Source organism: Bacillus proteolyticus (assembly GCF_001884065.1).
In the GTDB taxonomy this organism is placed as follows: domain Bacteria; phylum Bacillota; class Bacilli; order Bacillales; family Bacillaceae_G; genus Bacillus_A; species Bacillus_A proteolyticus.
In genome coordinates this window covers 151,805-176,464 of sequence record NZ_MACH01000055.1, presented here as the reverse complement: position 1 = coordinate 176,464, position 24,660 = coordinate 151,805, and the positions used below count along the sequence as shown (strand labels likewise).

General features: G+C 34.4%; 30 protein-coding genes and 1 pseudogene. 10 read left to right on the top strand and 21 right to left on the bottom strand.

Going from position 1 to position 24,660, the window contains the following annotated elements; all coding sequences use genetic code 11:
- Positions 1-46 precede the first annotated feature (46 nt).
- Positions 47-874 carry a PP2C family serine/threonine-protein phosphatase gene (locus BAQ49_RS08985; protein WP_071745034.1) on the bottom strand — a complete coding sequence of 276 codons (828 nt, stop codon included), beginning with the start codon at positions 872-874 and terminating at the stop codon, positions 47-49.
- 124 nt (positions 875-998) lie between these two features.
- On the opposite strand from BAQ49_RS08985, the gene BAQ49_RS08980 reads away from it, so the two are divergent.
- The 3 genes from BAQ49_RS08980 to BAQ49_RS08970 are packed head-to-tail and all read left to right on the top strand — an operon-like array spanning position 999 to position 2,615.
- Complete coding sequence (locus BAQ49_RS08980; protein WP_071745033.1) at positions 999-1,409, top strand: MarR family winged helix-turn-helix transcriptional regulator; 411 nt, start codon at positions 999-1,001, stop codon at positions 1,407-1,409.
- Entirely contained in the window at positions 1,393-1,722 is a 330-nt protein-coding gene (locus BAQ49_RS08975; protein WP_071745032.1) for a DUF3147 family protein, read from the top strand. The genes BAQ49_RS08980 and BAQ49_RS08975 overlap by 17 nt, the downstream gene beginning before the upstream one ends.
- Positions 1,683-2,615, top strand: coding sequence for an alpha/beta fold hydrolase (locus BAQ49_RS08970; RefSeq protein WP_071745031.1), 933 nt, complete (start codon positions 1,683-1,685; stop codon positions 2,613-2,615). Before BAQ49_RS08975 ends, BAQ49_RS08970 begins: the two co-directional genes overlap by 40 nt.
- An 18-nt stretch (positions 2,616-2,633) precedes the next feature.
- Here the strand turns inward: BAQ49_RS08970 and BAQ49_RS08965 are convergent, their stop codons facing one another.
- From BAQ49_RS08965 to BAQ49_RS08945, 5 genes are all read right to left on the bottom strand, one after another.
- Positions 2,634-3,008 (bottom strand): hypothetical protein, encoded by a 375-nt coding sequence (locus BAQ49_RS08965; protein WP_000461761.1) that lies wholly within the window; start codon positions 3,006-3,008, stop codon positions 2,634-2,636.
- 89 nt (positions 3,009-3,097) lie between these two features.
- Positions 3,098-3,673: a histidine phosphatase family protein gene (locus BAQ49_RS08960; protein WP_071745030.1), complete on the bottom strand. Its 576-nt coding sequence runs from the start codon at positions 3,671-3,673 to the stop codon at positions 3,098-3,100.
- A gap of 123 nt (positions 3,674-3,796) precedes the next feature.
- Positions 3,797-4,888: a serine hydrolase gene (locus tag BAQ49_RS08955; protein WP_071745029.1), complete on the bottom strand. Its 1,092-nt coding sequence runs from the start codon at positions 4,886-4,888 to the stop codon at positions 3,797-3,799.
- 101 nt (positions 4,889-4,989) lie between these two features.
- The gene (locus tag BAQ49_RS08950) at positions 4,990-5,625 is read right to left on the bottom strand and encodes a cupin domain-containing protein (RefSeq protein WP_071745028.1); all 636 of its coding nucleotides are present in this window, start codon (positions 5,623-5,625) and stop codon (positions 4,990-4,992) included.
- 161 nt (positions 5,626-5,786) lie between these two features.
- The gene (locus BAQ49_RS08945; protein WP_002158451.1) at positions 5,787-5,948 is read right to left on the bottom strand and encodes a hypothetical protein; all 162 of its coding nucleotides are present in this window, start codon (positions 5,946-5,948) and stop codon (positions 5,787-5,789) included.
- Between the two features lie 296 nt (positions 5,949-6,244).
- Here BAQ49_RS08945 and BAQ49_RS08940 point away from each other — a divergent pair, with 296 nt between their 5' ends.
- A complete protein-coding gene (locus BAQ49_RS08940) occupies positions 6,245-6,667 on the top strand; it encodes a YfmQ family protein (protein WP_071745027.1) in 423 nt (140 codons plus the stop codon).
- Between the two features lie 59 nt (positions 6,668-6,726).
- Here the strand turns inward: BAQ49_RS08940 and BAQ49_RS08935 are convergent, their stop codons facing one another.
- Genes BAQ49_RS08935 through BAQ49_RS08920 form a run of 4 tightly spaced genes read right to left on the bottom strand, consistent with a single transcriptional unit; the run spans position 6,727 to position 11,673 of the window.
- A complete protein-coding gene (locus BAQ49_RS08935) occupies positions 6,727-7,995 on the bottom strand; it encodes an MBL fold metallo-hydrolase (protein WP_071745026.1) in 1,269 nt (422 codons plus the stop codon).
- A complete protein-coding gene (locus BAQ49_RS08930; RefSeq protein WP_071745025.1) occupies positions 7,995-9,665 on the bottom strand; it encodes an ABC transporter permease in 1,671 nt (556 codons plus the stop codon). The genes BAQ49_RS08935 and BAQ49_RS08930 overlap by 1 nt, the downstream gene beginning before the upstream one ends.
- 12 nt (positions 9,666-9,677) lie before the next feature.
- Complete coding sequence (locus BAQ49_RS08925; protein WP_071745024.1) at positions 9,678-10,703, bottom strand: ABC transporter substrate-binding protein; 1,026 nt, start codon at positions 10,701-10,703, stop codon at positions 9,678-9,680.
- Positions 10,681-11,673 carry an ABC transporter ATP-binding protein gene (locus tag BAQ49_RS08920; RefSeq protein ID WP_071745023.1) on the bottom strand — a complete coding sequence of 331 codons (993 nt, stop codon included), beginning with the start codon at positions 11,671-11,673 and terminating at the stop codon, positions 10,681-10,683. The genes BAQ49_RS08925 and BAQ49_RS08920 overlap by 23 nt, the downstream gene beginning before the upstream one ends.
- Before the next feature lie 163 nt (positions 11,674-11,836).
- Here BAQ49_RS08920 and BAQ49_RS08915 point away from each other — a divergent pair, with 163 nt between their 5' ends.
- Positions 11,837-12,730 (top strand): LysR substrate-binding domain-containing protein, encoded by an 894-nt coding sequence (locus tag BAQ49_RS08915; protein ID WP_071745022.1) that lies wholly within the window; start codon positions 11,837-11,839, stop codon positions 12,728-12,730.
- A gap of 40 nt (positions 12,731-12,770) precedes the next feature.
- Here BAQ49_RS08915 and BAQ49_RS08910 read toward each other — a convergent pair whose 3' ends face one another.
- Both BAQ49_RS08910 and BAQ49_RS08905 read right to left on the bottom strand, forming a co-directional pair.
- Positions 12,771-13,295, bottom strand: coding sequence for a COG3014 family protein (locus BAQ49_RS08910; RefSeq protein WP_071745021.1), 525 nt, complete (start codon positions 13,293-13,295; stop codon positions 12,771-12,773).
- Positions 13,296-13,404: 109 nt separating this feature from the next.
- Positions 13,405-14,673, bottom strand: a complete 1,269-nt coding sequence (locus BAQ49_RS08905; RefSeq protein WP_071745020.1) for an MFS transporter — start codon at positions 14,671-14,673, stop codon at positions 13,405-13,407.
- A gap of 119 nt (positions 14,674-14,792) precedes the next feature.
- Here BAQ49_RS08905 and BAQ49_RS08900 point away from each other — a divergent pair, with 119 nt between their 5' ends.
- The 5 genes from BAQ49_RS08900 (at position 14,793) to BAQ49_RS08880 (ending at position 17,740) form a co-directional block, all read left to right on the top strand.
- The gene (locus tag BAQ49_RS08900) at positions 14,793-16,007 is read left to right on the top strand and encodes a helix-turn-helix domain-containing protein (RefSeq protein ID WP_071745019.1); all 1,215 of its coding nucleotides are present in this window, start codon (positions 14,793-14,795) and stop codon (positions 16,005-16,007) included.
- A 66-nt stretch (positions 16,008-16,073) separates the two neighbouring features.
- Positions 16,074-16,253 carry an H-type small acid-soluble spore protein gene (locus BAQ49_RS08895; protein WP_001025738.1) on the top strand — a complete coding sequence of 60 codons (180 nt, stop codon included), beginning with the start codon at positions 16,074-16,076 and terminating at the stop codon, positions 16,251-16,253.
- 183 nt (positions 16,254-16,436) lie between these two features.
- Positions 16,437-16,772 carry an antibiotic biosynthesis monooxygenase family protein gene (locus BAQ49_RS08890; RefSeq protein WP_071745018.1) on the top strand — a complete coding sequence of 112 codons (336 nt, stop codon included), beginning with the start codon at positions 16,437-16,439 and terminating at the stop codon, positions 16,770-16,772.
- Between the two features lie 3 nt (positions 16,773-16,775).
- Entirely contained in the window at positions 16,776-17,369 is a 594-nt protein-coding gene (locus tag BAQ49_RS08885; protein ID WP_071745017.1) for a dienelactone hydrolase family protein, read from the top strand.
- An 11-nt stretch (positions 17,370-17,380) separates the two neighbouring features.
- Positions 17,381-17,740 (top strand): DUF2768 family protein, encoded by a 360-nt coding sequence (locus tag BAQ49_RS08880; RefSeq protein WP_071745016.1) that lies wholly within the window; start codon positions 17,381-17,383, stop codon positions 17,738-17,740.
- 26 nt (positions 17,741-17,766) lie between these two features.
- Here BAQ49_RS08880 and BAQ49_RS08875 read toward each other — a convergent pair.
- The 9 genes and pseudogenes from BAQ49_RS08875 to flhF form a co-directional block, all read right to left on the bottom strand.
- Positions 17,767-18,143 (bottom strand): annotated as a pseudogene (locus tag BAQ49_RS08875) (hypothetical protein).
- Complete coding sequence (locus tag BAQ49_RS08870) at positions 18,136-18,720, bottom strand: TetR/AcrR family transcriptional regulator (protein ID WP_071745015.1); 585 nt, start codon at positions 18,718-18,720, stop codon at positions 18,136-18,138. Before BAQ49_RS08870 ends, BAQ49_RS08875 begins: the two are co-directional and overlap by 8 nt.
- Before the next feature lie 87 nt (positions 18,721-18,807).
- A complete protein-coding gene (locus BAQ49_RS08865) occupies positions 18,808-18,978 on the bottom strand; it encodes a DUF3951 domain-containing protein (protein ID WP_016088508.1) in 171 nt (56 codons plus the stop codon).
- A 62-nt stretch (positions 18,979-19,040) separates the two neighbouring features.
- The gene (locus BAQ49_RS08860; RefSeq protein WP_071745014.1) at positions 19,041-19,352 is read right to left on the bottom strand and encodes an AzlD domain-containing protein; all 312 of its coding nucleotides are present in this window, start codon (positions 19,350-19,352) and stop codon (positions 19,041-19,043) included.
- A complete protein-coding gene (locus BAQ49_RS08855) occupies positions 19,343-20,068 on the bottom strand; it encodes an AzlC family ABC transporter permease (RefSeq protein WP_071745013.1) in 726 nt (241 codons plus the stop codon). The genes BAQ49_RS08860 and BAQ49_RS08855 overlap by 10 nt, the downstream gene beginning before the upstream one ends.
- Positions 20,061-20,897: a TrmB family transcriptional regulator gene (locus BAQ49_RS08850; protein WP_071745012.1), complete on the bottom strand. Its 837-nt coding sequence runs from the start codon at positions 20,895-20,897 to the stop codon at positions 20,061-20,063. The genes BAQ49_RS08855 and BAQ49_RS08850 overlap by 8 nt, the downstream gene beginning before the upstream one ends.
- A gap of 177 nt (positions 20,898-21,074) precedes the next feature.
- Positions 21,075-22,373: an NtaA/DmoA family FMN-dependent monooxygenase gene (locus tag BAQ49_RS08845; RefSeq protein ID WP_071745011.1), complete on the bottom strand. Its 1,299-nt coding sequence runs from the start codon at positions 22,371-22,373 to the stop codon at positions 21,075-21,077.
- A 168-nt stretch (positions 22,374-22,541) separates the two neighbouring features.
- Positions 22,542-23,345, bottom strand: coding sequence for a flagellar hook-basal body complex protein (locus tag BAQ49_RS08840; RefSeq protein WP_071745010.1), 804 nt, complete (start codon positions 23,343-23,345; stop codon positions 22,542-22,544).
- Between the two features lie 43 nt (positions 23,346-23,388).
- On the bottom strand, positions 23,389-24,660 hold the full coding sequence (gene flhF / locus BAQ49_RS08835; protein ID WP_071745009.1) for a flagellar biosynthesis protein FlhF: 1,272 nt from the start codon (positions 24,658-24,660) through the stop codon (positions 23,389-23,391).

Here is a 24,660-nt window from a genome sequence, read left to right as displayed (position 1 = left end):
CAAAAAAGAGTTCAAGGACAAAAACCCTTGAACTCTCTTTCATTTATTAATTGGCACATTGTCTATTTTCAGTATCAATGGACCATCCAATAATAGTGGCACAATCTCTCCCTTTCCACTGCAGTACATTTGTTAATACTGGCTCAATCTGTAAGCAACTTCCGTCGTGTAATATTTCTATTAAAGATTGATCATCATCAAACTTTCGTTTATCACATTCTAAAATACCATCTGTTGCCATTACAATGTGATTTTGACCTTTTTCTAATCCCCTTATCCCTGATGTAAAGCAAGGTGTATTCGCTGCAAAAACATTTTTTCTTCCTATATATTCATAGTTCTTACGCTTATTTAGCCTACCTTTTCCATTTTTCGTTTGCTCTGAATGGAATAAATACGCGAAGCAATCACCAACTGATAGCCAATATAAGAACTCGCCTTTTCGTAAACAAATTAAACATGCAAGTTCCTCATCATCTTGGTCACATTTCTCGATAAAGAGCTCATCTGTAAATAACGCTAATAAATACATATGTGTATGATGAAAAGCTAAATGGATTGGGTATGAAAATAACTCTTTTAGTTTTTCTTCTCTTTCTGAAATCGCTTCTATTATATAATGTATATTTTTCGTTTTATGATGTGTATCAAAAATCATAACAAATTCAAATTCTAATTTCGGATCCCACCAAGCTAGCACTGCATCTCCTCTTTCATATGCATCACTCTCTTGATTTCCTCCATATACGCCGACTGAAAGAGGACCACATTTTTCAACATGTATTTGATCTACATACATCTTTTCATGACTAATCCATTTAAATGTATTCACAGCTATCATCCTCTCTCTTGCTAAATGTATACCTTTACACATAGATTACCTTATATTTCAATAAAAATAAACTTTTTCAACATTTATTATGAAAATAACAGGAATTTAATTCTTACAAAGCGAATATATCTTATAATACGATATAAAAATCAGGGGGAATTATAATATGAAAGACATTAATCCACATTGGGAGACAATATACTATCACTTACGCTATGAATATGAAGACAATCTTTCTCATCAAGCAATTCGTATTTTACAAATCATTTCTCGAGAGAAAGATATAACAATTGGAAAAATTGCTTCTGAACTTGGTTTATCTCATAATACAGCGTCCGAACATGTAAAACGCCTTATTCAAAAAGGATTTATCATTAAAGAAAGAAATAAACAAGATGAAAGAGTTGTGAATCTTACATTAACGACAGAAGGAATTGAAGCATTAGAAAAGCATACTTTGCTAGACAAAGAAAAGATACAAATATTAGAATCACAGTTATCAAAAGAAGAACAACAACTAATAGAAAAAGCCTTTTCGTTATTAGCTAAGGAGGCAAAATATGCATTTCCTCGTTAAGGTCATCGTCTCCGCCCTCATTATTGGGGGTGTAACCGAATTTGCCAAATATTTTAGTACGCTTGGTGGCTTTATCGCAGCCCTTCCTCTTATTAGTTTGCTTAGTTTAGTTTGGATTTCTTTCGAAGGTGGGAGTAAACAGGAATTAAGTCAATTCGCTTTAGGCGTATTATATGGATTTCCTGCATCTGCACTACTATTATTTATTGTTTATATCGGTTTAAAGAACTCCTTTTCACTTAGTACATCTATACTCTTCGGCATAGTCGCCTGGTGTATCGTCTTTACTTGCCAAAAAGTATTTCAAGCTTAGGGGGAATTACTATTAATAGATCAGTAGAGATATTTGGACAAAATGTAGAAGTATATATGAGAGGTAGTAGTAAACAAACTGTAGTCATTCAAACAGGAATGGGTTGCTCATTTTACGATTGGCTTTCTATTATAGAAAAGCTTTCACAAAACTTTACGGTCATTTCATATCATCGCCCAGGTTACGGAGAAAGTGAGCTAGGAACTAATCGACGTACAACAATGCAAGTTGTAAAAGAACTACATATGTTACTACATGAACTTGATATTTATGAGCCAATCATTTTAATCGGTCATTCCTATGGAGGTTTATGCGCACAACATTTTGCAATGTTACATGAAGATAGGCTGCAAGCACTTCTTTTAGTTGATTCTACTTCCATGAACTTACACCGATTAGATGAACTGCATTTACCGGTTTCTGATCAAACTGATTCTGATGATATGTGGCTACAAAAATATCATACTTACTCCAACATGGATGCAGAAGCACTTTATAATGAACTAAAATCAATGCTTGTCCATACAACAAAACAGCATATCAAATTTTCCACATCTCCTTCCTTATATAAAGCGACAGCTGCTGAGCTGTCCGAGTGGAAATATTGCGCTCACTCAATAAAAAAACAACATAAAACATTAGTAATACCATTAATCGTTATCGGTAGAGATCCTCAATATTCTATTAATCAATTAATTGAGGGTGGTATGCCAAAAGAAGAAGCTACACAACTTGAAGATATGTGGCAAGAACTTATTCGTGAACAACTAAATCTCTCAATAAATAGCCAATATATTTTGGCTGAACATGCTAGTCATCGGATAGAAAATGATCGCCCAGATACTATCATTGAAGCCATTCACTCATTGTCAATAAAAAAAGGAAGCAACTGAAGTTGCTTCCTTACTTATCTATTCATAGTCTTCTTCGTCATCATCAACTTCTTCATAATACGAACTCCCATTGCTTACATATATAGGACCATTCGCAACATCAATACGTAATACCCATGCCCATGGCACAGCTAAACGTTTATGTATTGCTCTCCAAAAGTTCATTGATTTTCTTTCGTACTCCTGGAACTCCTGAAGTAACTCTTTATAGGAGGAACCGTCTAACTGAATATTTGCTTCTAATAAACGAGAATGGGCATAGTACTGTAACTCTAGTTCAGCAGCAATCTCCATTTCTTCTTCCGTTGCCATACCTATAATTGCTCCATCTGCTGGTGCGATTTCATATACGTTGTGAACTTCAATAAGCCCTTCTTTCTCTTTCTCAAACATGTAAACAGCCTCCTTTAACCAATATTTTTTATGTTACAAAGTCATACTTCTACAATACCTTCTCTCTTTCCTCTTTTTTTGATAAACTTTTACAAAATATTTATCCGATGACCTGTTTTCTCTATTCTTTCAGCAGAAATGAAACGATTATTATCAAAAGTTAATTTATACACATCAGGCATATGAAGGGTTTTCCAAAATTGAAAATCATATTTCGGATCAAAATAATTCATAAGTAAAACCATAATATTCCCATGAGTACCTATTACAATATTTTTACCTTTATATTTTCCCAATATATTTTGCATACATATTACAGCACGCCTTTGCGCTATATTGCTTGATTCCCCGCCTTCGTATGCAAAAGTCCAGTCTTCCCACGCTTTCTGAATAGTATCGTTAAAATCTGTTACTGGCTCTTTACTTAATAACCTCTCTCTTAAATCTTCTTCCAGTTGTATTGATAAATTATATGTATTCGCAATCCCTTGCACGGTTTGAATCGCCCTTTTATACGGACTATAAATCACAGCATCAATATGTTTATCTTTTAATAATCTTGTTACATTCTCTGCATCACAGTGTCCCTTCTCAGATAAGGGCCGTTCCCTTTCCTCCTTTGTATATGTAGAGTGAGCATGCCGCACGAAATATACTGTAGTCATTATTCAACTTCCTTTCTTAGTTTCAATCTATATTCCATGCAGTAAATAGGAAATCCTGTATCATGAATAGAAAAGAGCACCTTTTAAAAAGCGCTCTTTTGTTTACATAATAAAATTATTCCATTATAACTTTCTTCTGAATTCTTCACTTGTTATAACATCTCGAATAAAGTAATCTATATTATTTCTAAGCTTTTGGTGCGTAATTTGATTATCTATATCATTAAACATGATTACAACTTCTACCTTATTCCCCTGCTTATCTGTAGTATACAAGCTTTTTGTCAATACGAATGCGGTAGAACCACCTTTTTGACCAGCATATTCAAACTTACTATTTTCAACTGTTCCTTTAAAAACATTCTCAATTTCATCTTGCATTGATTTTGGAAAATAATTTCTACTATTTATCTTTTCCATTATACTCATATAATCTTTAGCATTTGCACCCACTAATCGATCTGACCAAATCCGCTGAAATTCCATATCTACTTTTAATGGGATATCCCGTTTTTTCCATTCTTCTTCATCTTTCATCCATTCATGTATTTGTAACACATGTTTATTATATTCATCTTTTGACATGTTACGTATCGTTTCTAACGATTGAGTTTCTGGCTCATGAAGCTCTTTTTCTACGTATCCTCTCATATATAGTGAAGCAGTATATGAGGAGAACTTGTCATGACCGGTAAGCTCTAACTCTTTTATACTTTCATTTACTCTTTCTATTCCAAGCTTTTCTAACAAATATGTTGTATTTGCATTAGAACTATAATGAATCATCCCTTTAGCGACTTCTTCTAAAGTAATCTGTCCATTTTTCACTAATTCTCTCGCTTTGGCATCTTCTAACCAGTCAGGATGTGCTCCACCATCAGTGTTTTTAACGTAATATTTTTCTAGCTCCTGTAATGAAATTTGTTCATCTCGACTTATTTTCCCTTCTGACACTTGCTTAGCAAATTCAACTGCTATTACGATTTTGGCCGTACTCGCTAATGGCAATTTTACATTTTCATTTATAGATGTTAATACTTCCCCATTTTTTCTAATCAGTAATGAACATGTTTTATCGCCTTTATGTTCTTTTATGTACTTTAATACGTAATCAGGATCTTCTTTTGACAAATAGTACTTCATAATAACAAAGAAAGCTATAACGGCTACTATAATGACTCCTGCAACAATTCCTATAATCTTTAATATGTTCACAATATGCCCCCTCTAATACATTCCCTTCTATATCATAATTATAACGAATCCAATTACAAAATTATACAAAATAGAATAACTCTTCCTAATAATAGAAAGAGTTATTCTATTTCACATGAAGTTATTTGTCCATTTAACGTAACTACTATATTTGAATCGTCAGTCTGTTTATCACTTTTTGAACGATTTGATGTGGGCGGCCCAATTACAACTGACTCTTTAATTGGTGAAAGATCCATCGCTAGCTTCTCTGCACTTACACCGTAAGCAGCTTGAAATACTTCTGGAGGCGTTAATCTAAGTACGTCCGATCCTTCTGCTGTTTCAAACTGATCGTTATTGAAGAATAAATGTAATTGTACTTCTTCTGTTACGGCCGTGATCCAGTGCCACCACCCCATTGGAATAAAGACCGTTTGCCCCGCTTTCAAATGATAATTTTGCAATTGATTCGTTTCGGGATTTAAAATGGATGTAACTGCTTCCCCTGAGACAACAACATCTAATTCCCAAGCATTCGGATGCCAATGTGGTTCTCGCATATGACCCTTCGTCATAAACAAATCAACAAATGCTCCTCCGATCATCGCCGGTAACTGTGTTGACGTAACTTCATACGCAACATTTTTCTCATCTCTTTTAAAAAAGACATTTTTTCTTGAATCAAAGAAAAGATTTGGCGTTCCTGAGCTTTTCTTTAAATTTTTATTATCTGTAACATAACCTGAATTACTCATTTTATCCCTCTTTCCCGATCCGAACATTTCTGATTTCACACTGTATCGTATGGGAATTTTTTAGGAATGTGCCTATTAACAACATAACAAAAAAACATGCTTTCATTACGAGAGCATGTTTTGTGATATTCTTCACATTGTTTAGTTAAAAAATAACTCTTTTACTTACCATGATGTAACATTAAATCACTAAGTTCTTCTTCAATGTGATTTAATTTCGCAACGCCTTCTTTCCATTTATGAATATAACGTGAAACCCCAACGAAAAATAAAATAATAATTGTGGAAAGAATAATACCATATACGATAGCTACAGTACTCATAGTTACACTTCCTTGTAATTAGTTATATTTTTATTATAAACCTTTTTTTTATAAAAAGCTTTGATTTCAACTTTTTGTAACAAAATTGTTTTTTCTAATATTTCGTTCAGGAAAAGGAAAATTTTTCACAAAATATACAAAACTTAACCATATGTACTATTACCATATGAGTTATATTGTTAAATAGGATGAAGTGAAATTTTAATCAGTAAGGGGGATCATCCCACACTGATTATTAGCCCGCACTAACCAGGATTTTACGGACCATTAATGCGGGATAAAGGGGATGAAATACTATGACGACTTGGTTTATTGTAATGTTAGTTGTATTTGGAGCATTTAAAATTATCGTTTCTAGCCTTCCTAACTCTGTTATTGAATCCATCATTAGCAAGTACGAAACACATCCACAACTTGAAGAAGAGAATGTGACTGTTACAATCAATGGAAATAATTTAGAAGGCGAACAGAAATCCAAAATTATTCATGATTTTAACGAAGGCTTATTTTTAGATCGCTATTATGCACCGCCTCACAATGAGGGCACACCTTTAATTATCAATGCAAAACGTGGCAAAAAAGAGTTTACATTTTATATTTATAGTCATGAAGAGCATGTTGATGTTGTAAAGCAACATAAAAAGAAGGTAGTTGCTTATAGTTTACGCTCTAAAAACCTTCAAAATAATGATATGTTCGTGTCAGCTGATTTAGCTTAATACTCATATATTAGAAAAAGGAATCCATATGTCTATGGATTCTTTTTTTCCTATACATGTTAAGTCAATTCTACACATTCCATTGCAAGTGAATATACATTTTCATATCCTGCTATACTAAGCTTTTTCTGCAATCGATCCGTATCTTCTTTCAAAGCGTGTACTAACACCGTATGTTCTGGTAATAGTGTATTTAACATCTCTTTCACATCACTTATACTTTGGTGAACTTTATATGGCACTCGCTTCACCCTACATTCTTTACCTACACGTTCTTTCAAAACTTTTTCTGCAAAACTCCCTTTTGCAATATACCCAGTAAAGATAATAGAATTTCGTTCTTCATGCCGAAGTTGTTCATAATATAATTGCGCTCGTTTCGTTTGCATATTTGCATCACTCATTACAACTATTCCATAACTATGTTGCATACCGCTGTCATCATCCATAACTATTATGTTTCTTTTTAAACTCTCCATTAGCTCTTCAAGTTCTTCATTATTTTTGATCCAATCTTTATATATAATCATCTCTTGGAATCCATCTAAAATTTCTTGATCTACTATAATGGGAAGTTCTTTATATTCTTTATATTTTTTATATAAATACAATACGATATCTTGCGCCCTACCAAGCGGTGGCAATGGTAGTAATGCTATTCCTTTTTTCCCCGCAGCTCGTTCAATTTCTGCATATAGTTCGTTTACTCGTTCATGTTGCGAAACATCATCAGTATGATAAGCGGCATCTACAATTGCAACTTTTATATTGTGGCCTAATTTCTCAGGTAAATTAGCTCGTAGTATATTAGACTCTGCTGAATAGTCGCCTGAATAAAATACGTATGTACTACACATATCAACTAAAAACCAAACAGCTCCTAATACATGCCCACTATATCCCCATTGAAACCGCAATGTAGGAGTAATTTGTATCCATTCATTTGGATTACTAATCTCATCAATACATACATAATTTAAATCTTTTATGTGCTGGTCGCTATAAGGTAAATTCCACCCTTGCATCAGATTGTAGTTTCTCCATTTTTCATAATATAACGGCAGTTGCTCCTTCGTATAACGAGTCGTCCAAATTTTTTTATTATATCCATACTTCGCTAATAAAGGTAAACCCATCGTATGATCTTCATGAATATGTGATAAAAATACCGCATCTAAAAATGGAACAACTTCTCTCACTATTTTTGGATAACTATCCTCATAGGATCGATTAATACCACAATCAAATAATATTTTCGTCTCTTTATTTTTTACGAAGTAGCAGGAACGACCGTATTCTCCTGCTCCTCCCCATACTTCTACCCTCATCATGCTACCCCTTTTCGTTTTTGCTCCATATGTTGCAGAAGTAATAAGCACATTGTTGTAAGTCCAACAGAAACAACGGCCATCGCCATTCCTATAGATACTTCCCCTTGTTCAAATTGAGCAAAAATAAACGTTGCTGACGTTTCTACTGATGGAGGTAGTACGAGAAGCGACGCTACTAACTCTCTTATCGAAATCGTAAATGTCATCGCCCATCCAGCAAGAACGCCCGGGATTATAAGAGGCAATATTATTTTTCTAAAAATATAAATATAATTTCCAGAAAAAATACTCCCTGCCTGTACAAGGGAATCATCAATTTGTCCGAGCGAAGCTTTTACATACTGCACCGTATAAGGTAAAAAAAGAACAACATACGTTACGATAACCATGACTGGTGTATTGTAAATTGACATAGGCATATATGGTGAATTCCAAAATAAAATAAGCCCTACAACCATCACTATTCCTGGTACCATATTCGGTAACATACCGCACATATCAAGCCATTTTTCAGAGGACTTTTTCCCCTTTCGAATCATAAGTGCTAAAAAGACTCCAATAATTACAGCAACAATCGCTGTTACAAGTGAAAAAAGAAAACTGTTCCATAAAGCTTCTAACCCTGGGGATCCCATTGTAAACAATGCCTCATAATGGTTTGTTGTAAAGTTATTTAAATGTAAGCCACCGCCTCTTAATTTTGACAAAGAAGCAATAAGTATAGAAAAGTATGGGATTCCAATTGCTACTATTAGTAAACCAATTACATAAATCCATGCTATAAAACGTGTAACTATAGACAAAGTATACCTTTTAGATTTCACACCTTTTCCACTAACCATGGCATATGAATACTTTCGATTCAATACATTTTGCATATACCAAATAAGCATACACGCACTTAGTAATAAAGAAGATAATGCTGTTGCACTACTAAAATCAATTGGCCAACTCGAAATAAATTTATGGATTTCTGATGTTAGCACGTGAAATCCTATTCTACGTCCGAATGTAGCCGGTGTTCCGAATTCAGCAATCGTCTTTACGAAAATAAGTAAAGCACCCATCACATAACTTGATAACAATAACGGTAGTATTATTTTTCTTAAACGATAGAAAAAGCTTCCACCATGAACTGCTGCCGCTTCTTCTTTACTACTTCCAATTTGAAGTAACGTATTTTTCAACATGAAGTAAAGGAATGGGAATAAATGCAGACTCATAATTAAAACCATACCACCTAAACTAAAAAACGATGATGAGATCGACTTTAAGCCTGGAAAAAATTGTTCAAAATAGCCGTTAGGTTGCATAAACAAAATCCATCCCATTGATCCGATATAAGGCGGGGTCATAAATGGAATCATAAAAACAATATCTAACTTACTATACTTTCCTACATCTGTTTTGCTCATAATGAACGCCAATGGAAATGCAAATATGGTAGCTCCTATTACAACGAGTACACCTAGGAGCATCGAATTTAGAAAAATCCCAGCTAATCCACCACTCTGCATGACTTCAAAAGGCTTTAAAAAATTCCAACCGCTATTTTCATATACACTAGAAAATAAAATGAGACAAAGCGGAATGACGATTAACATCGCCACAAGTAACAACGCTACCGTCACTCCAAATTGTCTTACTGATACGAATCGATTTACCATGTAATCACCATCTTATTGAAATACTTTCTTAAATTGTTTTGCTATTTCATCTTGTTCTTTCTCAACTGTTTTCCAATCAATATTTAATACTGGAATCTCTTCTACATTTGGTCTATTTTCAGCTTTTATATCTGTTCTACCTGGCAATAAGTACGCTTTAGAAACTTGTTTTTGCACATCATCTGATAATAAATAATCAATAAACTCTTTTGCACCTGCTACATTTTTACTATCCTTCATAATGCCTGCCGCACGTGGACTAATGACTGTTCCGCTTTTTGGATATACGATATCCACAGGTTCACCCTTTGCTTTTGCACTGTACGTCATATAATCAACACCCGCAATTACCATATCTTTCGCACCTGTTACAACTGGATCTAACGCTTCTTGGTTTGCCCCTGCTACTGTAACTTCATTTTTCTTAAGCTGTTCAAATAACTTCCATCCATCTTGTCCATTCTTTTTCACGTATCCTGTTACAAAGTCTAAAGCCGAACCTGAAAGTGCTGGATCTGGAAGATTCACTTTGCCTTTCCATTCTCCTTTCGTTATATCGCTCCAATCTTCAGGCGCTGTCTTCACATTTTTTGTGTTGTACACAATTCCTAATGCTGAAGCACTATACCCGAAATAATGTCCTTTATCATCCGACCATTCTGGACGAAGCTTATCAGCTTGTTTCGCTTCTTTATAAGCTAACGTTTGACCATCTTTCTTTAATCCTTCCATCGCTGGTAAAGAAGCGAGTACGACAACGTCAACGACTGGATTTTTCTTTTCAGCTTCCATTCTCGCTAAAATCTTACCAGTTGTTCCTTGAAACATTTCCACCTTTATACCGCTTTTCTTTTCAAAGTCCTTTTGAATTTTTTCTGCTAACCCTTTTGGCCCTGCACTATATACAACAATTTTCTTTTCATTAGTATTTTTATTTTTTGCATCTACATTACCTGTCTTTGAGCTACAACCTGCTACTACAGCAGAAAATAGTAAAGTGCATACAAATAAAGACTTAAGCGAACTGAATTTCTTCATACGATTCTCCCCCTATATGATGAATACATTTTTTTGGTACATATAACGATACCGGTTTACCGACGCTTAGCTTACTATTGTGATAAGCTGTCCATACACCGAGTGTCCCCATATTTACTTTTACTTCATAACGTTCTCCTACATATGTAACGTGCTGAATTTCACCTGTATACATGTCGCACACTTCATTTTTCGTCCAGCTCACATGCTCTGGACGAATCATTTGTTTACCCTCTACAAGCCAATTTGCCTTACCAACAAACTTTGCAACAAATTCATGAGACGGCTTCACATAAATATCTTCTGGCGTTCCTTTTTGTAATACTTCTCCTTGTTTCATGACAATAATTTGATCTGACATTGACATAGCTTCCGTTTGATCATGCGTTACATACAATGCCGTTAAACCAATAGAATGAACGATATCCATAAGCTCTAAGCGCATTTCTTCACGCAAAATTGCATCGAGTGCACTTAACGGTTCATCAAACAAAATAAAATGAGGTTTTGTTACAATTGCTCTAGCAAATGCAACACGTTGCTGCTGTCCACCAGAAAGTTCGTGCGGATATCTTTTCTCCATACCTTGCAGACGAACTCGCTTTATCGCATCTTCTACCTTTTCTCGTAAATGATTCGTTTGCTTTGTAGCCCTTAATCCAAATGCAACATTTTCAAACACTGTCATATGCGGCCATAAAGCAAAATCTTGAAATACCATACCGATATTCCGTTCATGAGGAGATGTTTTTATTTTTTTTGCACCAGAATACATGCACTTATCTCCAAAATATATTTCACCTCTATCCGGCTCTTCAAGCCCTGCAATCATTCTAAGTAAAGTCGTTTTTCCGCATCCCGAAGGCCCTAAAAGTGTGGTAAATTCCCCTTTTTTCATTACAATTTGTAGCGGTTTTAACGCCTGCATTTTTCCAAACGTCTTTTCTAATCCACTAATTTTAATATCCATCGTTTCACCTCTCTCCCCTCATTCTTAACCTGCTTTCATTCTATATGGAAGATTTATACTGAATGTTAATGTACTGTAAAGATTAAATTAAAAAACTTCTAATAAACTATTTATTTCTATAGATTTTTTCTATAGTTAAAATAAAAAAGGCGGACAATTCATAATGAATCTCTTAAAATTAGAAATTGTAGTGCTTATTAAGAAATACAAAAAGCTTACGATTGTTGCAGAAAAACTTGGCGTGAAACAACCCACTATTACATTTCATATAAAAAGCTTAGAAGAGGAACTCGGTGTGTCTTTATTTGAATTACGTTCCGGAAGGTATTTCTTAACAGAGGCTGGCGAGGCATTACATCATTATGCTTGTAAAATAGATGCACTTATGAAAGAAGCTAGGCGGGTCACACAAGAGTTTAAAGATTTTCATAAAGGTGCTATAACAATTGGTGCTAGTTATGTACCAGCGACTTATCTTTTACCAGAAGTTGTTCACCAATTTCAATGCGAATTTCCTAATATAAAAATAACACTCATGGTAAAAACGGCTCCTGAAATTCGTACGATGCTACAAAATCATGAAATTGATCTCGGGGTAATTTCTGCTGCACCATTTGATGAACCACTTTTAAAACAAGCAAATATAATACCTGATACACTAGTTCTTGCATTTTCCAAAGAACATCATTTTTCTAAAAGAGCAAATATATCATTACAAGATATTGAAAAAGAACGCATATTATTGCATCGAAACCCATCTACAACGCGAGATTTACTTACACAATGGATGCTAGCACATAACATTACATTCCAATCTGAAATTGAACTAGATTCATTAGAAACGATGAAACAAATTTTAAAATATGGTGATGGTGTCGCTTTTATTTCTAAACTTGCTATTGAGCAAGAAGTGCATCGAAATGAGCTATGCTATATACCGATCCCTGATTTTGAATTTCAGCGTAATATTTATACCATTCATCATGAGGACAGGTGGAATTCTAAAATAATTTCTTTTTTACTACATAGCATTACTTCTTTTGCAGAAAAAAATTAAAAGGCTGTCGTTATACACGACAGCCTTTTAAACTAAAACTCTATTTATTTTTCTTCGCCTCAATTTTTGCTTGTGCCTCTTCAGTCTTATCTAATGCTTCTGAAACTTTTTTCTCTTTTTCTTTCACGTCATCTATACTATCGACAGCTTTAATAAGTTTATCGATTCCTTCTTCTTCTACCTTTCTACTCTTTGCCACTCTTTCATTTACTTTTTCTTCCACATCCTTTGCTTTTTGAAGCATATTCTCTGCATTTGATGTCACAGCTGTTTCAAGTGCATCGTCTTTTTTCATTTGTAACACTTCATTTGCAATATCTTTCGCTTCTAAATACTTACCGTCTTTTAATGCTGTTGCTCCGTGATCCATTTTCTCGGCCATTTCTTTATATGATTTCGCTTCATTTCCTGATTTCTCTTTTTCTGCTTTTTCAAACCACATCGTTGCATCACTATATTTTTCATTTTTCAATGATTGCATACCTGTTTCAATATACGTATCATAATTGCTACATCCAGTCATTACTACTAACAGAAAAAGCATAACAAAACTTAATTTTTTCATGATGTTTTCTCCTTTTCTTTGCCTGCTCACTTTACTGTAACATACATGAAAAAGAGTTTCAAAAACTAAAATACTAATTTGGTCATTTTTATTCTGTTAAAATTTTCCTTTAAGCTGAAACATTCACTTTTCTTTTCGCCATATGCTGCTTTACTCCAACTAATACAACTAACAATAATCCTCCACCTATTGTCATCATAACAATGCTAGTTGGCAACATATCTAATAAGAATCCATATACAATCATACCAAGCGGCGCGATTGCAGTAGCAATTGTTTCAAGTAGGCCGAACACACGCCCTAAATAGCTCGGATCTGTCGTCTTTTGCATATGTACTTGCATCGGAATATTTACAATCATAATTGATATACCAGTTAACATCATAAAAGCAATATAGTAAATAAAACTTGCTACTTTCGGAATGGTAACTAACAACGGGAAAACTGTACATAAACTCAAACCCGCAAATAAAAACAGTCCACTATAAATAGAACGAAACAGATTATTCACTTCTTTACGCACTGATAAAGCAATCGCACCCATTAACATCCCGACTGCTAACATTCCCTCTACAGTACCGAGTTGCTTTGAAGATAAATGCAATGTATGGACGATAATGTATGGAAGTGCAACTGTTAGCCCACACGCAAAAAAGTTTACCCACAATGCTATTTTCATTAAACCATATATTTCATGCTGTCGTTTTACATATGAAAAACCTTCTTTTATACTCGTCAAGAAATGCTCTTTACTCTCAGCCACTTCTTTTTTATATAAATCAAATACAATAAATAATTGCAAAATAACCGCTAAAAAGAACGTAATACTATTTAACAAAAAGAACGACTTGATTGAAAAGAAACCAAATACAACTCCACCAATAATCGGCCCTAAAATATTTGATAAAGAAGCTGCCGTTTGATTTAAAGCACTCGCTTTTTGAATACGCCCCTCATCTACTAAACTCGGAATAGACGAAGTTAATGCAACAGAATAAAAACTTGCACAAATTGATAATAATGCTGCTGAAATATAAATAAAAAGAAGTGATGGTCCAAATATAGTAGCAAGAATAAACATAATAAGCATCGTTAAGCTACTTAATAAATCAGTGCCAATGACAAGCCATTTTCGATTAACACGGTCTGCTACAGCACCTGCAATCGGACCACAGATCATCCTTGGAAGTGATCCACAAACGAGCGTAGTAGCAAACCCCATCCCTGAACCAGTTGTCTTTAATACGTATAACCCCATTGCGAACGTATAAATACCTGCCCCTAGCAAAGACGTCATCTTTCCAATCATCATTAAAATAATATTTCTCGTTGCAGTCTTCATTTTTGAATCATTTGGAACTATACTTACATCCCCCATTATGACACTCTCCCCTCAAAAGTTAAATTGTGTTAAACTTATTATATAATTAACTTTCAAATTTTTACAACAAAAAGTTAAATTGTATTTAACTTTCTTAATTATAAAGGAGCAATAATATGGCAACTCTCGGAGAAAAAATTAAAGCATTACGAAAAGAAAAAAAACTTACACAAACAGCACTAGCAGGTTCCGAATTGACAAAAAGCATGCTTAGTCAAATTGAAAATGGAAAAGCTACACCTTCCATGAAAACATTACAATATATCGCTGAAAAACTTGGGTGCGAAACGAGTTTTTTACTAGAAGATGATGATGTAGAAATTGTAGAACTCATTCAACAAATGGATCAACTTATAAAGGCTAATAAATGTGATAAGGTGTATGAAACTTTACTTCCTATCGTTCAAAAGGAACTCCCTCTCACTTTAAATACTGCCCGATTATATAAACAATTTATTACTGGAGCAGCTATAATGAAAGATTACAGCATTGAGTCTTACGTTGAAAAAGCAACTTCTATTTTTGAAAAATATACTTTATACAGAGACAGTACTGAAACAAAATTAACATTTTCTTATACGTTATTCTCACGTAAAAAGTATGAGGAATGTTTGCAGCTTATTGCTCGTATTCGAGATGATTATGAAGCGAACCATTTAGAAATGGATCTTATTATACATATCAGATTGTGCTTAAAAGAAGCCATTATTTTACTCGCATGTGGCAAATATGAGGAATGTGAAAAAATCATATTAGAAGCATTAGCATTTTCAAAAAAACATCAAGTGTATTATAAAACAGATGAATTTTATCGCATATTATCTTATCAAAAAGTCATGACGGCTGATAAAGAACAGTATTTACATTACATTAAGAAATCTGAGCAATTCGCCATTTTTACAGAAGACACTTTATCCGTTGCGATCGTAGATATATTAAAAGCGTATTACTACAACACGATTACTAAAGAATATACAATTGCATTAGAACATGTAGAACAATTTCGAGAAAAACTAAAAGACGAACCGATTTTCCAAGAAGATGGGTTGTATTACCTCGAAACTGGAAAAGCTTTGTACGGATTAAAGAAATACGAGGAAGCTCTGGAAGCTTTTCAACGTGCTAAAATACCAGATTATATGATGCATCCACTTGATCAAGCATGGCTTACAACAGCAGGTGCATATCGTGCCCTTTGTTATGTAAAACTTAACGATAAGCAAAGAGCGCTTGAAGAAGCAATCGAAGCAGCTCAAAAAATACAACCTTATCCGGATTCCATCTTTTCATCATTTATTAAGGAAACATTACAAATAATACAAAAACTTTAAAAATGTCTATAAATGGTATATTATTCCTCCTTTTTAGCAAAGATAATAATGATGGGAGGAATATAAATGAATATTCAACGTGCTAAAGAGCTTTCTGTGTCAGCGGAACATGCTAATGTCAGTTTTCAAGGCATGCCTGTTATGATTCAACACGTCGACGAAAGCAACGAAACCGCCCGCATATATGAAGTAAAAAATCCAGGTCGCGAATTAACTGTTCCAGTTAATAGCTTAGAGGAAATATAAGAAATGCCACTTCGATTTTGAAGTGGTATTTTTCTTACTTTAGATTACTTAATATAAATTCCTTCTACCCTCTGTTTTACAACACCTAAAAAATAAGAATCTTCTACTTCTTTTCTTTGTTTAACCTGCTAAAATACAAACTATGAATTAATTATTCGCACTATACATTAAGGGGGAAAGATAATGAAATCTGATTTAGAAAAAAACAAGCCCTATTATGCAGTTATATTCACTTCTAATCTATCGAATGATACAACAGACTATAATGCCGTTGCCGAAAAGATGGAGGATCTTGCGAAACAGCAAACTGGATTTTTAGGTGTCGAAAGCGCACGTGATAATTCGGGACTCGGAATTACTATTTCTTATTGGGATTCACTTGAAGCAATTGAAAATTGGAAAAAAAACGCCTTACATAAAGAAGCGAAAAAAAGAGGCCGTGAACAATGGTATGAAAACTTCCACCTGCGTATCTGCCTTGTTGAGAAAGAATATAAGTTTCATAGAGGTACCTTGTAACTTATGAAGAAAAAATTGGCTCTCGTTGTTGTTCATGAAATATACGGTGTGAATGATCATATGCAGCACGTTATAGACCACTTCACATCATCTAATACAGATGTATTCTGTCCTAACCTTCTACAACTACAAAATTCATTTCATTATAGTGATGAAGAAAAAGCATATCAATATTTTATGAATCATACTGGATTTGATTATGGGAAAGAACAAATTAATGAGGTAATTTCTACCCTTTCAAATGATTACACGCATATAGGACTTATCGGCTTTAGTGTTGGGGCTACCATCGCCTGGCTCTGTAGTAACAATCCAAAAATAGATTTTATCATCGGATGTTACGGTTCACGTATACGCGACTATTTACAAATAAAACCTGCATGCGCTACATTGCTTATTTTCCCTGAAAAAGAAGTGAGTTTTTCAGTATCCTCCTTGATCAAAACATTACATCAACAAGACAATCCGTTATTAGGAATAAAACAACTACATGGCGAACATGGATTTTTAAATCCATCCGCAGTAACATATAACGAACAATCTACAACGCAAGTATACAAAATAATAGATTCGTTTCTTATGAAAATTATGTTGTAAAGGAGTTTCATATGCCACTAACATTACTATTGCTCATATTCATAATCATTCCCTTTATTTCAGCATTAGCTCTCATTTTTATGACAGTTAAAAAAGGAAATTTTTTAAACAGACCATACTTACAATCATTCATCGTATGTGCTCTATTTTTTGCGAATTGGATATTATATTTAACAAATTTTTATTCATTGCTACCTGAGAAAGTTAGTCGATTTATATTTCTACCTATTTGGTTTTTCCTTTGCGTTTTAGGCTTTATCGTTTTCTCACGCGAATGGAAAAACAATCGTGTTTTTTCCATCTCTATCGGTTTTCTTTCTTTTATTAGTTTTCTACTTGGATTATTGTTGTTAGTTCTTTCGGGAATGTGACTGTTGTAAAGAAGATAAAAACCTCTTTACAACAGTTTTTTTCGTTCCATGACTAAAGGAATTATTAAATATAAAGCATAAGCAATAACCATCCAAATGGTAAATGATATGATTTGCTGTGAGGATAATTGCGAAAGTATACTGGAAGAATTATACAAGATGTAAGAATCTAAAATTAATCCAATTGCTGTACTGCATATTTCGAGGAGTCTAGTTTTTCATATAACCACATCACAAAATAAATTGCTACTGCCGTTCCTAATTCTAGAAAGGTCATGTGTAGAAAAAATTTACTTGATGTGTACTCTTCTAAAACTGAAGAACCGAGGACAATAAAAAACGCTGAGGCAACAAACCAAATACCGACAGAAAACAAAATGGTAATCCATAATTTTTTATTCACTACCATTCCCTCCCTTTTGCAATCTCATAAATGTTTCTAAAAGCAAAGACAAATCGTCATATATTCTTTCTGTAGAAAAAGATTGATTGAATAAAGCTTGCAATGCCAATCCGTCAATTAATGCATTACATACAATGCTCCACGTTTCAGCTGAAATTTGAGACGTAATTGCACCTCCTACTTTTTTATCTAAAACTCTTTTTAATTCTTGATTTTCATAATGTAACAGTTCACCAATTTTATCTTTCATCGCATCATTTTGTAGTCCACTAGCTACTAATTGAAAAAACAAATGATGATACATTGAATCTTTCACACATCTACTTTTGGCCGATTGTAAAGCCTTTTCTAGCTGTACATCCCTTCCTATTTGTTCCCACGATGCTTTACAAAACGATTCAGTCACTTCAAGTAATAATTGATCCTTCGTTTTAAAATGATAATATACGGTTCCCTGTGTAACTTTAGCATTCTCTGCAACTGCTTTTAACGTTAATTTTTCCATCCCGTGCTCTGCAATAATTTCTTTTGCTGCTTCTAGCAACTTCTGTTTGTTAACAACATTCGGTTTAGCCATTTATATCACCACCTTTTAAGTTAGTTGAATAACTAACTTAAATTATACAGAAGAATCAGATAAAATAGAAGGAAGAAAAGCCAAACATCAACTTTTCTTCCTTCTATGTTTACCTTTAGATTTCACTGTCACTGACTCACAAGGTGTGTAGTAAATTTGAGGTGTCGCCTTATCCACAAACATCATAAACGTAATAAATCCGATAATAAAAAAAATAAACAACGTTAACAATATTGCTCCTATCGTTAAAAGTATCATAACACCACCCCTATATATTTCATGTTATTACACCTTTCGCTATTATATAAGCTGAATCCTTTTTAGAAAAATAAACGTAACAAAATAATCACAATAACTCCAGTTAATACTGTTCCTAATAAACTACGAGTATATATCGCAACAAGAAATGTTGGAATTGCGGCGATAAGATAATCCCATTGCATCGTCTCATGCATAAGTAATACTTGTGCTAAAAGTGCTGCTAATATCGCAATCGGTATGTAATTCAACCATTTCAAACCCCAGTCTGGAATTTGTAGTTTACTAAATACGAGTAGAGGTAATATACGGGGCACAAGCGTAACTGCTCCTGCTGCTAGTAAAAGTAATAATACTTCTAATCTCATTTCCATTTCTCAATCACCACCCCAATAGTCGCAGCTAACAGCGTTGCGATAATAACTGCTATACTATCTGGCATAAATAAGTGTGAAACATATGCGATAATAATCGCTATAATTGCAACACTTAGATGAATTGCCAGTTTCGGTTTACTACTTATTAGCTGAAGTACAAATAATCCGATAAACATCGCTGGTAATGCATAATCCATCCCGTACGTATGTGGATCTGGTATCCATTCACCAAAGAGCCCACCGATAACTGTAGCAAGAATCCAATTTAAATATGCTGTTACGTTTAGTCCTAGCATCCACCTTTCACCTAAATAACCTTTTTGCGCTGCATGCTGCACTGCAACGCCGAAAGTTTCATCTGTAATTTGCGAACCAATGATCAAGTTTTTAAATAGAGGAATTTTCGTGAAGTAGGGTGCGAGCGCTGCGCTCATTAAAAGGTGCCGTAGATTAACAAAAAATACGGTAAAAATGATTGCCGAAGCCGGAGCACCAGCTGCGTACATACCCGCTAAAATGAATTGGGCAGAACCTGCATAAATTAAAGTGGACATAAAGGCAATTTCTATAATGGAAAAACCCGCTGTTTTTGCAATAACACCAGCCGCTATACCAATGCTCAAATATCCAAATACAGTTGGTAAACAATCCTTTACACCTTGTTGAAATGTATCATCACTCTGCAATGTCATATGTGCCTGAGCTTTATTCATCTTTCTCTCCCCCCATTTCTTCCATACTACGTTTTCCTGTTACAACGTGAACTAAATCTATATTTTCTCGCCATAACGTATCTAACTTATCAGCTCCAAATTCCTTCGTAATCTCTTCCACCATAATGTCGTGCCGCACATACTCCGTAGCAACGAGAACTAAAGCTGGGTCGTACGTTGTAACGGCCCATGAAGTACTATCATTTGAGAAGTTAGCAATTAACACTTCTTCCCCATCACGTGCGATAACAGTTAAATGACCCCCCATTCTCTTTTCAACAACGTGAGGCGTCATATAATTATGATGAAATGTCGCTCCTATTTTTGTTTCTGGGGCACCAAATAAGATTGAAAATATATGTACTCCTTCCGCTTCCTTTATATGAATAAGCGGTTCAATCTCATGCACTTGATCTTCCCATACAGAAATCCATAACTCTTCCTTTGCTCTACTAATTATATTGCATATTTCTTTTAAAACACGATCATTTGAGCGAATATGCGAAATTACATCAATTTGTCGCTCCTGCTCTAAACAATTTAATTTTTGGTCTAAAAATTCAAAGGACTTTTCAAAGTCTTTTCGCATTCGATACATTAATTCCGTAGCTGGTACTGGCACATATTTCACTGGTTCAGAAGGAACGATATGTACCGCTTCTTTATCCATCAACTTACCGAGTACCTCATAAATCATTGAACGGGGTACTCCTGTTTGTTTACTAACTTCATAACCTGTTACTGGATAATGTTTTAATAGACCAATATATGCTTTACATTCATATTGAGAAAAACCTAACTTTTGTAATTCTTTTATAATTTCATCCATCGGTAATCCCTCACAATCTAAATAACTCTCATTTCAAAACGATGCATTTTATATTAGTAGTTATTACTATACCTACCAATATAAAAAAGAAGACCTATAAAGTCAATTGATAATTCCGAATTTTAAAACAGAATAAAAAGCCTTCTTGTGAAAGGCTTTTTGTACATACTATTCCACTTATTTTAACTGCAAAGTATTTGATATGTTCCCCTCCAAATGCTCACGCAAGGTTGAACCTGTATACTCTTCTCTAAATACACCTGCTTTCACAAATAACGGAATAACTTCACTAAAGAATAGATCCAATGATTTCTGAGGCCCACCTGGAATTGCAATAAATCCATCTAATGCTCCTGCTTCAAATCTTTCCATAATTTGCTTAAAAACGTCTTGTGGTGTACCGATAGCGACCCAATGAGCAGAACCAACAACTTCTGGTCGTTCTAGTATTTGCTCAACAGTTGGTTCATTTTTAATGATGAAATTCCGTAATAATTCGGCATGTGTTTTACTACGTACAGCTTGATTCCTACTTGGTAGCATACATTCAGTAACCTTACTTTCTAACGGAAACCCTCTAACGTCTAACCCGAGAACCATTTCGAGTAAAGCGGACCTCTTCTCTTTTGTAAGATGTTGATGAGCTTGCCTATGCATTCCTAGTGCTTCCTCATATGAATCACCAATAAAGAAATATAAACCAGGCAATACACGTATATCATCTGACTGACGACCATGTTGCTCTGCTCTTCTTCTTAAATCTTGACGAAGTTCGATTCCTGATTCTACATCTGGCATTGCAGCGAAAATTGCATCAGCAACAGAAGCAGCGAAATTCCGCCCTGACTCTGAAGCACCCGCTTGAAATAATGGCATTTCTCCAGAAATGTGCTGAGGGACATTAAGCGGGCCTTTCACCTCAAAATGCTCACCACGATGCTCAATTGGCTGTACCATCTCTCTAATTACATCTGCGTTATCTTCTTTCAAAACCTCATAAGGATGACTCCTCCAAAGTTTTCTTACTAACTCTGTACATTCTGCCGCTTTCGCGTATCGTTCCTCAGATGGTGGCATCCCTGCCTCACCAAAGTTTTCAGCACCGTCAATGGATGTGACAATGTTCCATCCTACTCGGCCATTGCTAATCCAATTTAAAGATTGTAGTTGCCTCGCTAGTATGTATGGTGGATAAAATGATGTTGAAGCTGTCGTAACAACTCCAATTTTTTCTGTTGCATAAGCAATAGCAGTAAATAATAATGTTGGATCTAAAATTACATTCCCCTTATTACGAGCAATTAAATCAGGGTGTGCCACTAAATAATCTGCTTTAAATACAAAATCTAACTTAGCCTTTTCTGCCCATTGTGCTAACTCTACTTGTTCATCGATTCCTGAATCAAACTTATTCTCTTGTTCTTTCTTTCTAGAAATTAAACATAATCCAATGCAAAGTTGCTTTTTAGTAGACATAAATACACCTTCCCCTTAGTTTTTAATTCACCTAGTTAAGCAAGTGATACGACCATCACAGCTTCCATTCTTATTAAACACCATAAAATGATAATGATTATCAATATCATTTTATGGTGTTACTGAAATAAATGCAATAAAAAAAGACTCCCACTAACGGGAAGTCCTTTATCTCAATATTTCATTCGCTTCTTTTTCGTAAATTTTATCAAATGAAGTCATGATGCGCTGCGATGCTTGAATCATTTTTTGATTCGTCATAAGATCGGCCATTTCTTTCGTCATATCCACATTTGAATTTTCTAGCATGTGATTTTTTACTATTCCTGTTCCGTTCAGTAAATTAGCAATATTTCCTTCTGCTAGTGTAAAGCTTTTGTTTTCACGTTGCACGAGACGAGCATTCGTTTCTGCATCTACTGTTTTTGTTTGCAACTGTGCAATTACGATTCTCTGAATATCTGGTTTTTGCAAAGTTCCCTCGTTAATTTCTCTATAAATTTCTCCATTATTAGATACGAAGAAATTCACATTTTCAGGCATACGAATACGTTCATTATTTACATCCATAACATATGCACCAGACGATGTTTGCAAATAACGATCACTATTTAAAGTAAAACTACCATCTCTCGTTAAAAATGTTTCATCGTTTTTTAATGTAACGAAAAATGATGATGTGCCGGCTTCACCGTCATCTAAAAAGAAATCTGTAGGGCTATTTGTAATTTGTACATTCCCTTGTACTAAGTTCACATGCGTCGCAGCTGGTACTACAGCGTAATCGACCGAACCGATATTTGTCGTGGATCCATCTCCGCGGCGATATGTGTCTTGCACATCAAATACTTTAGAAGTCATATTTTCTGCTTTAAATCCTGTCGTTTGAGCATTTGCAACGTTATTCGAATGAACATTAATGCGCTGCATGTAATTCATCATACCCATAGAACCTATATAAAGACCGTTCATACTCCTTCGAATAAGGCAGATGCCTTATTCTTCACCTCTCTTCTTACGATGTTTGTAACATTTGTTTCGCTAAATGTTCAGCTGTAGCGATATGTATATGTTGCTTCACGTCTTGTCCATCTGTCATTAATACAATTGGAGCTGATGATACAGCTGGAATTTTCAACAATTCACCACTGCTCGCTGTTTCATCAAATTTCGTAAACACGATACCATCTATATGAATATCTTTAAAGTTCGTAATAATTTCAATCATATCTTTACTTTTCATAGAAGCTGATAACGTTAAACAAATATAATCTGGCTCTACTTGTCCCATCGTCTCAATCATTTCTTCAATTGTCTCTGACGTACGATAATTTTTCCCGGCTGTATCTATTAATACATAATCGACGCGTGCTTCTTCTTTAAAATAAGTGAGTGCCCTTGTCATAGCTGCTTCATCTCGCACAGCAATTACTTCTGATCTAATTGTTTTTACGTAATCTTGTAATTGATGCACTGTTCCAATGCGAGAATGGTCTGTCGTAATAAAACCAACTGTTTTTCTCTTAGCGTGAAACTGCCATGCCATTTTCACAAGTGTCGTCGTTTTTCCAACACCAGTTGGACCGATTAATGCAATCGTTTGTACTTCTTTTTCAAATACGTTTTCAGTATTAAAATGAGATCTCATATCTTCCAATATGTATTCGATGACTTCCTCTTCTGTAATCATCGTTGCATTCTCAAACTTCTTTTTTAATTTTTCAGCATATGCATGAATGAAATAATGTTCCACATCGTTTTGTTCTAGCATCCGAATTACTTTTTGAATAATAAACGGTACAGATTCTTGCTTTTCTTTTTTTACAGCTTTTTTCTTTTTCGTTACTTTCGTTTCTTCCGTCTGTTTCACAACGACGATTCCTTTTTCAAACAACTTTAATAGTTTCTCTTTCTTTCTCGTCCATCCTTCACTATTTCCTGTTTGCATTGCCGCATATGACATAGAATTCGTCACGTTTTCTAAATTGTGCAAGACTGATTGAATTCCATTCGCCTTCACGATTTCTTCTGAAGGTTCATTTACAACATCCATTAATTGTTCATGAAATTGAGTTACGCCTTCGTTACTTTCTTCCTGTTTATCTTCAGGAAAAGCGACTAACATTTCATAATTCTTTTTCCAAAAAAACGGGATGTTTCGTTTTACACTTTCATCGACAACATAGTAATAATCTGTACTATATTGGTCAAATAACTTTCGATACAATTCATTTTTCGAGGCTGCTTTTATTCGCATTAACAGTTCTTTTTTTTCTGTACTTTCCAT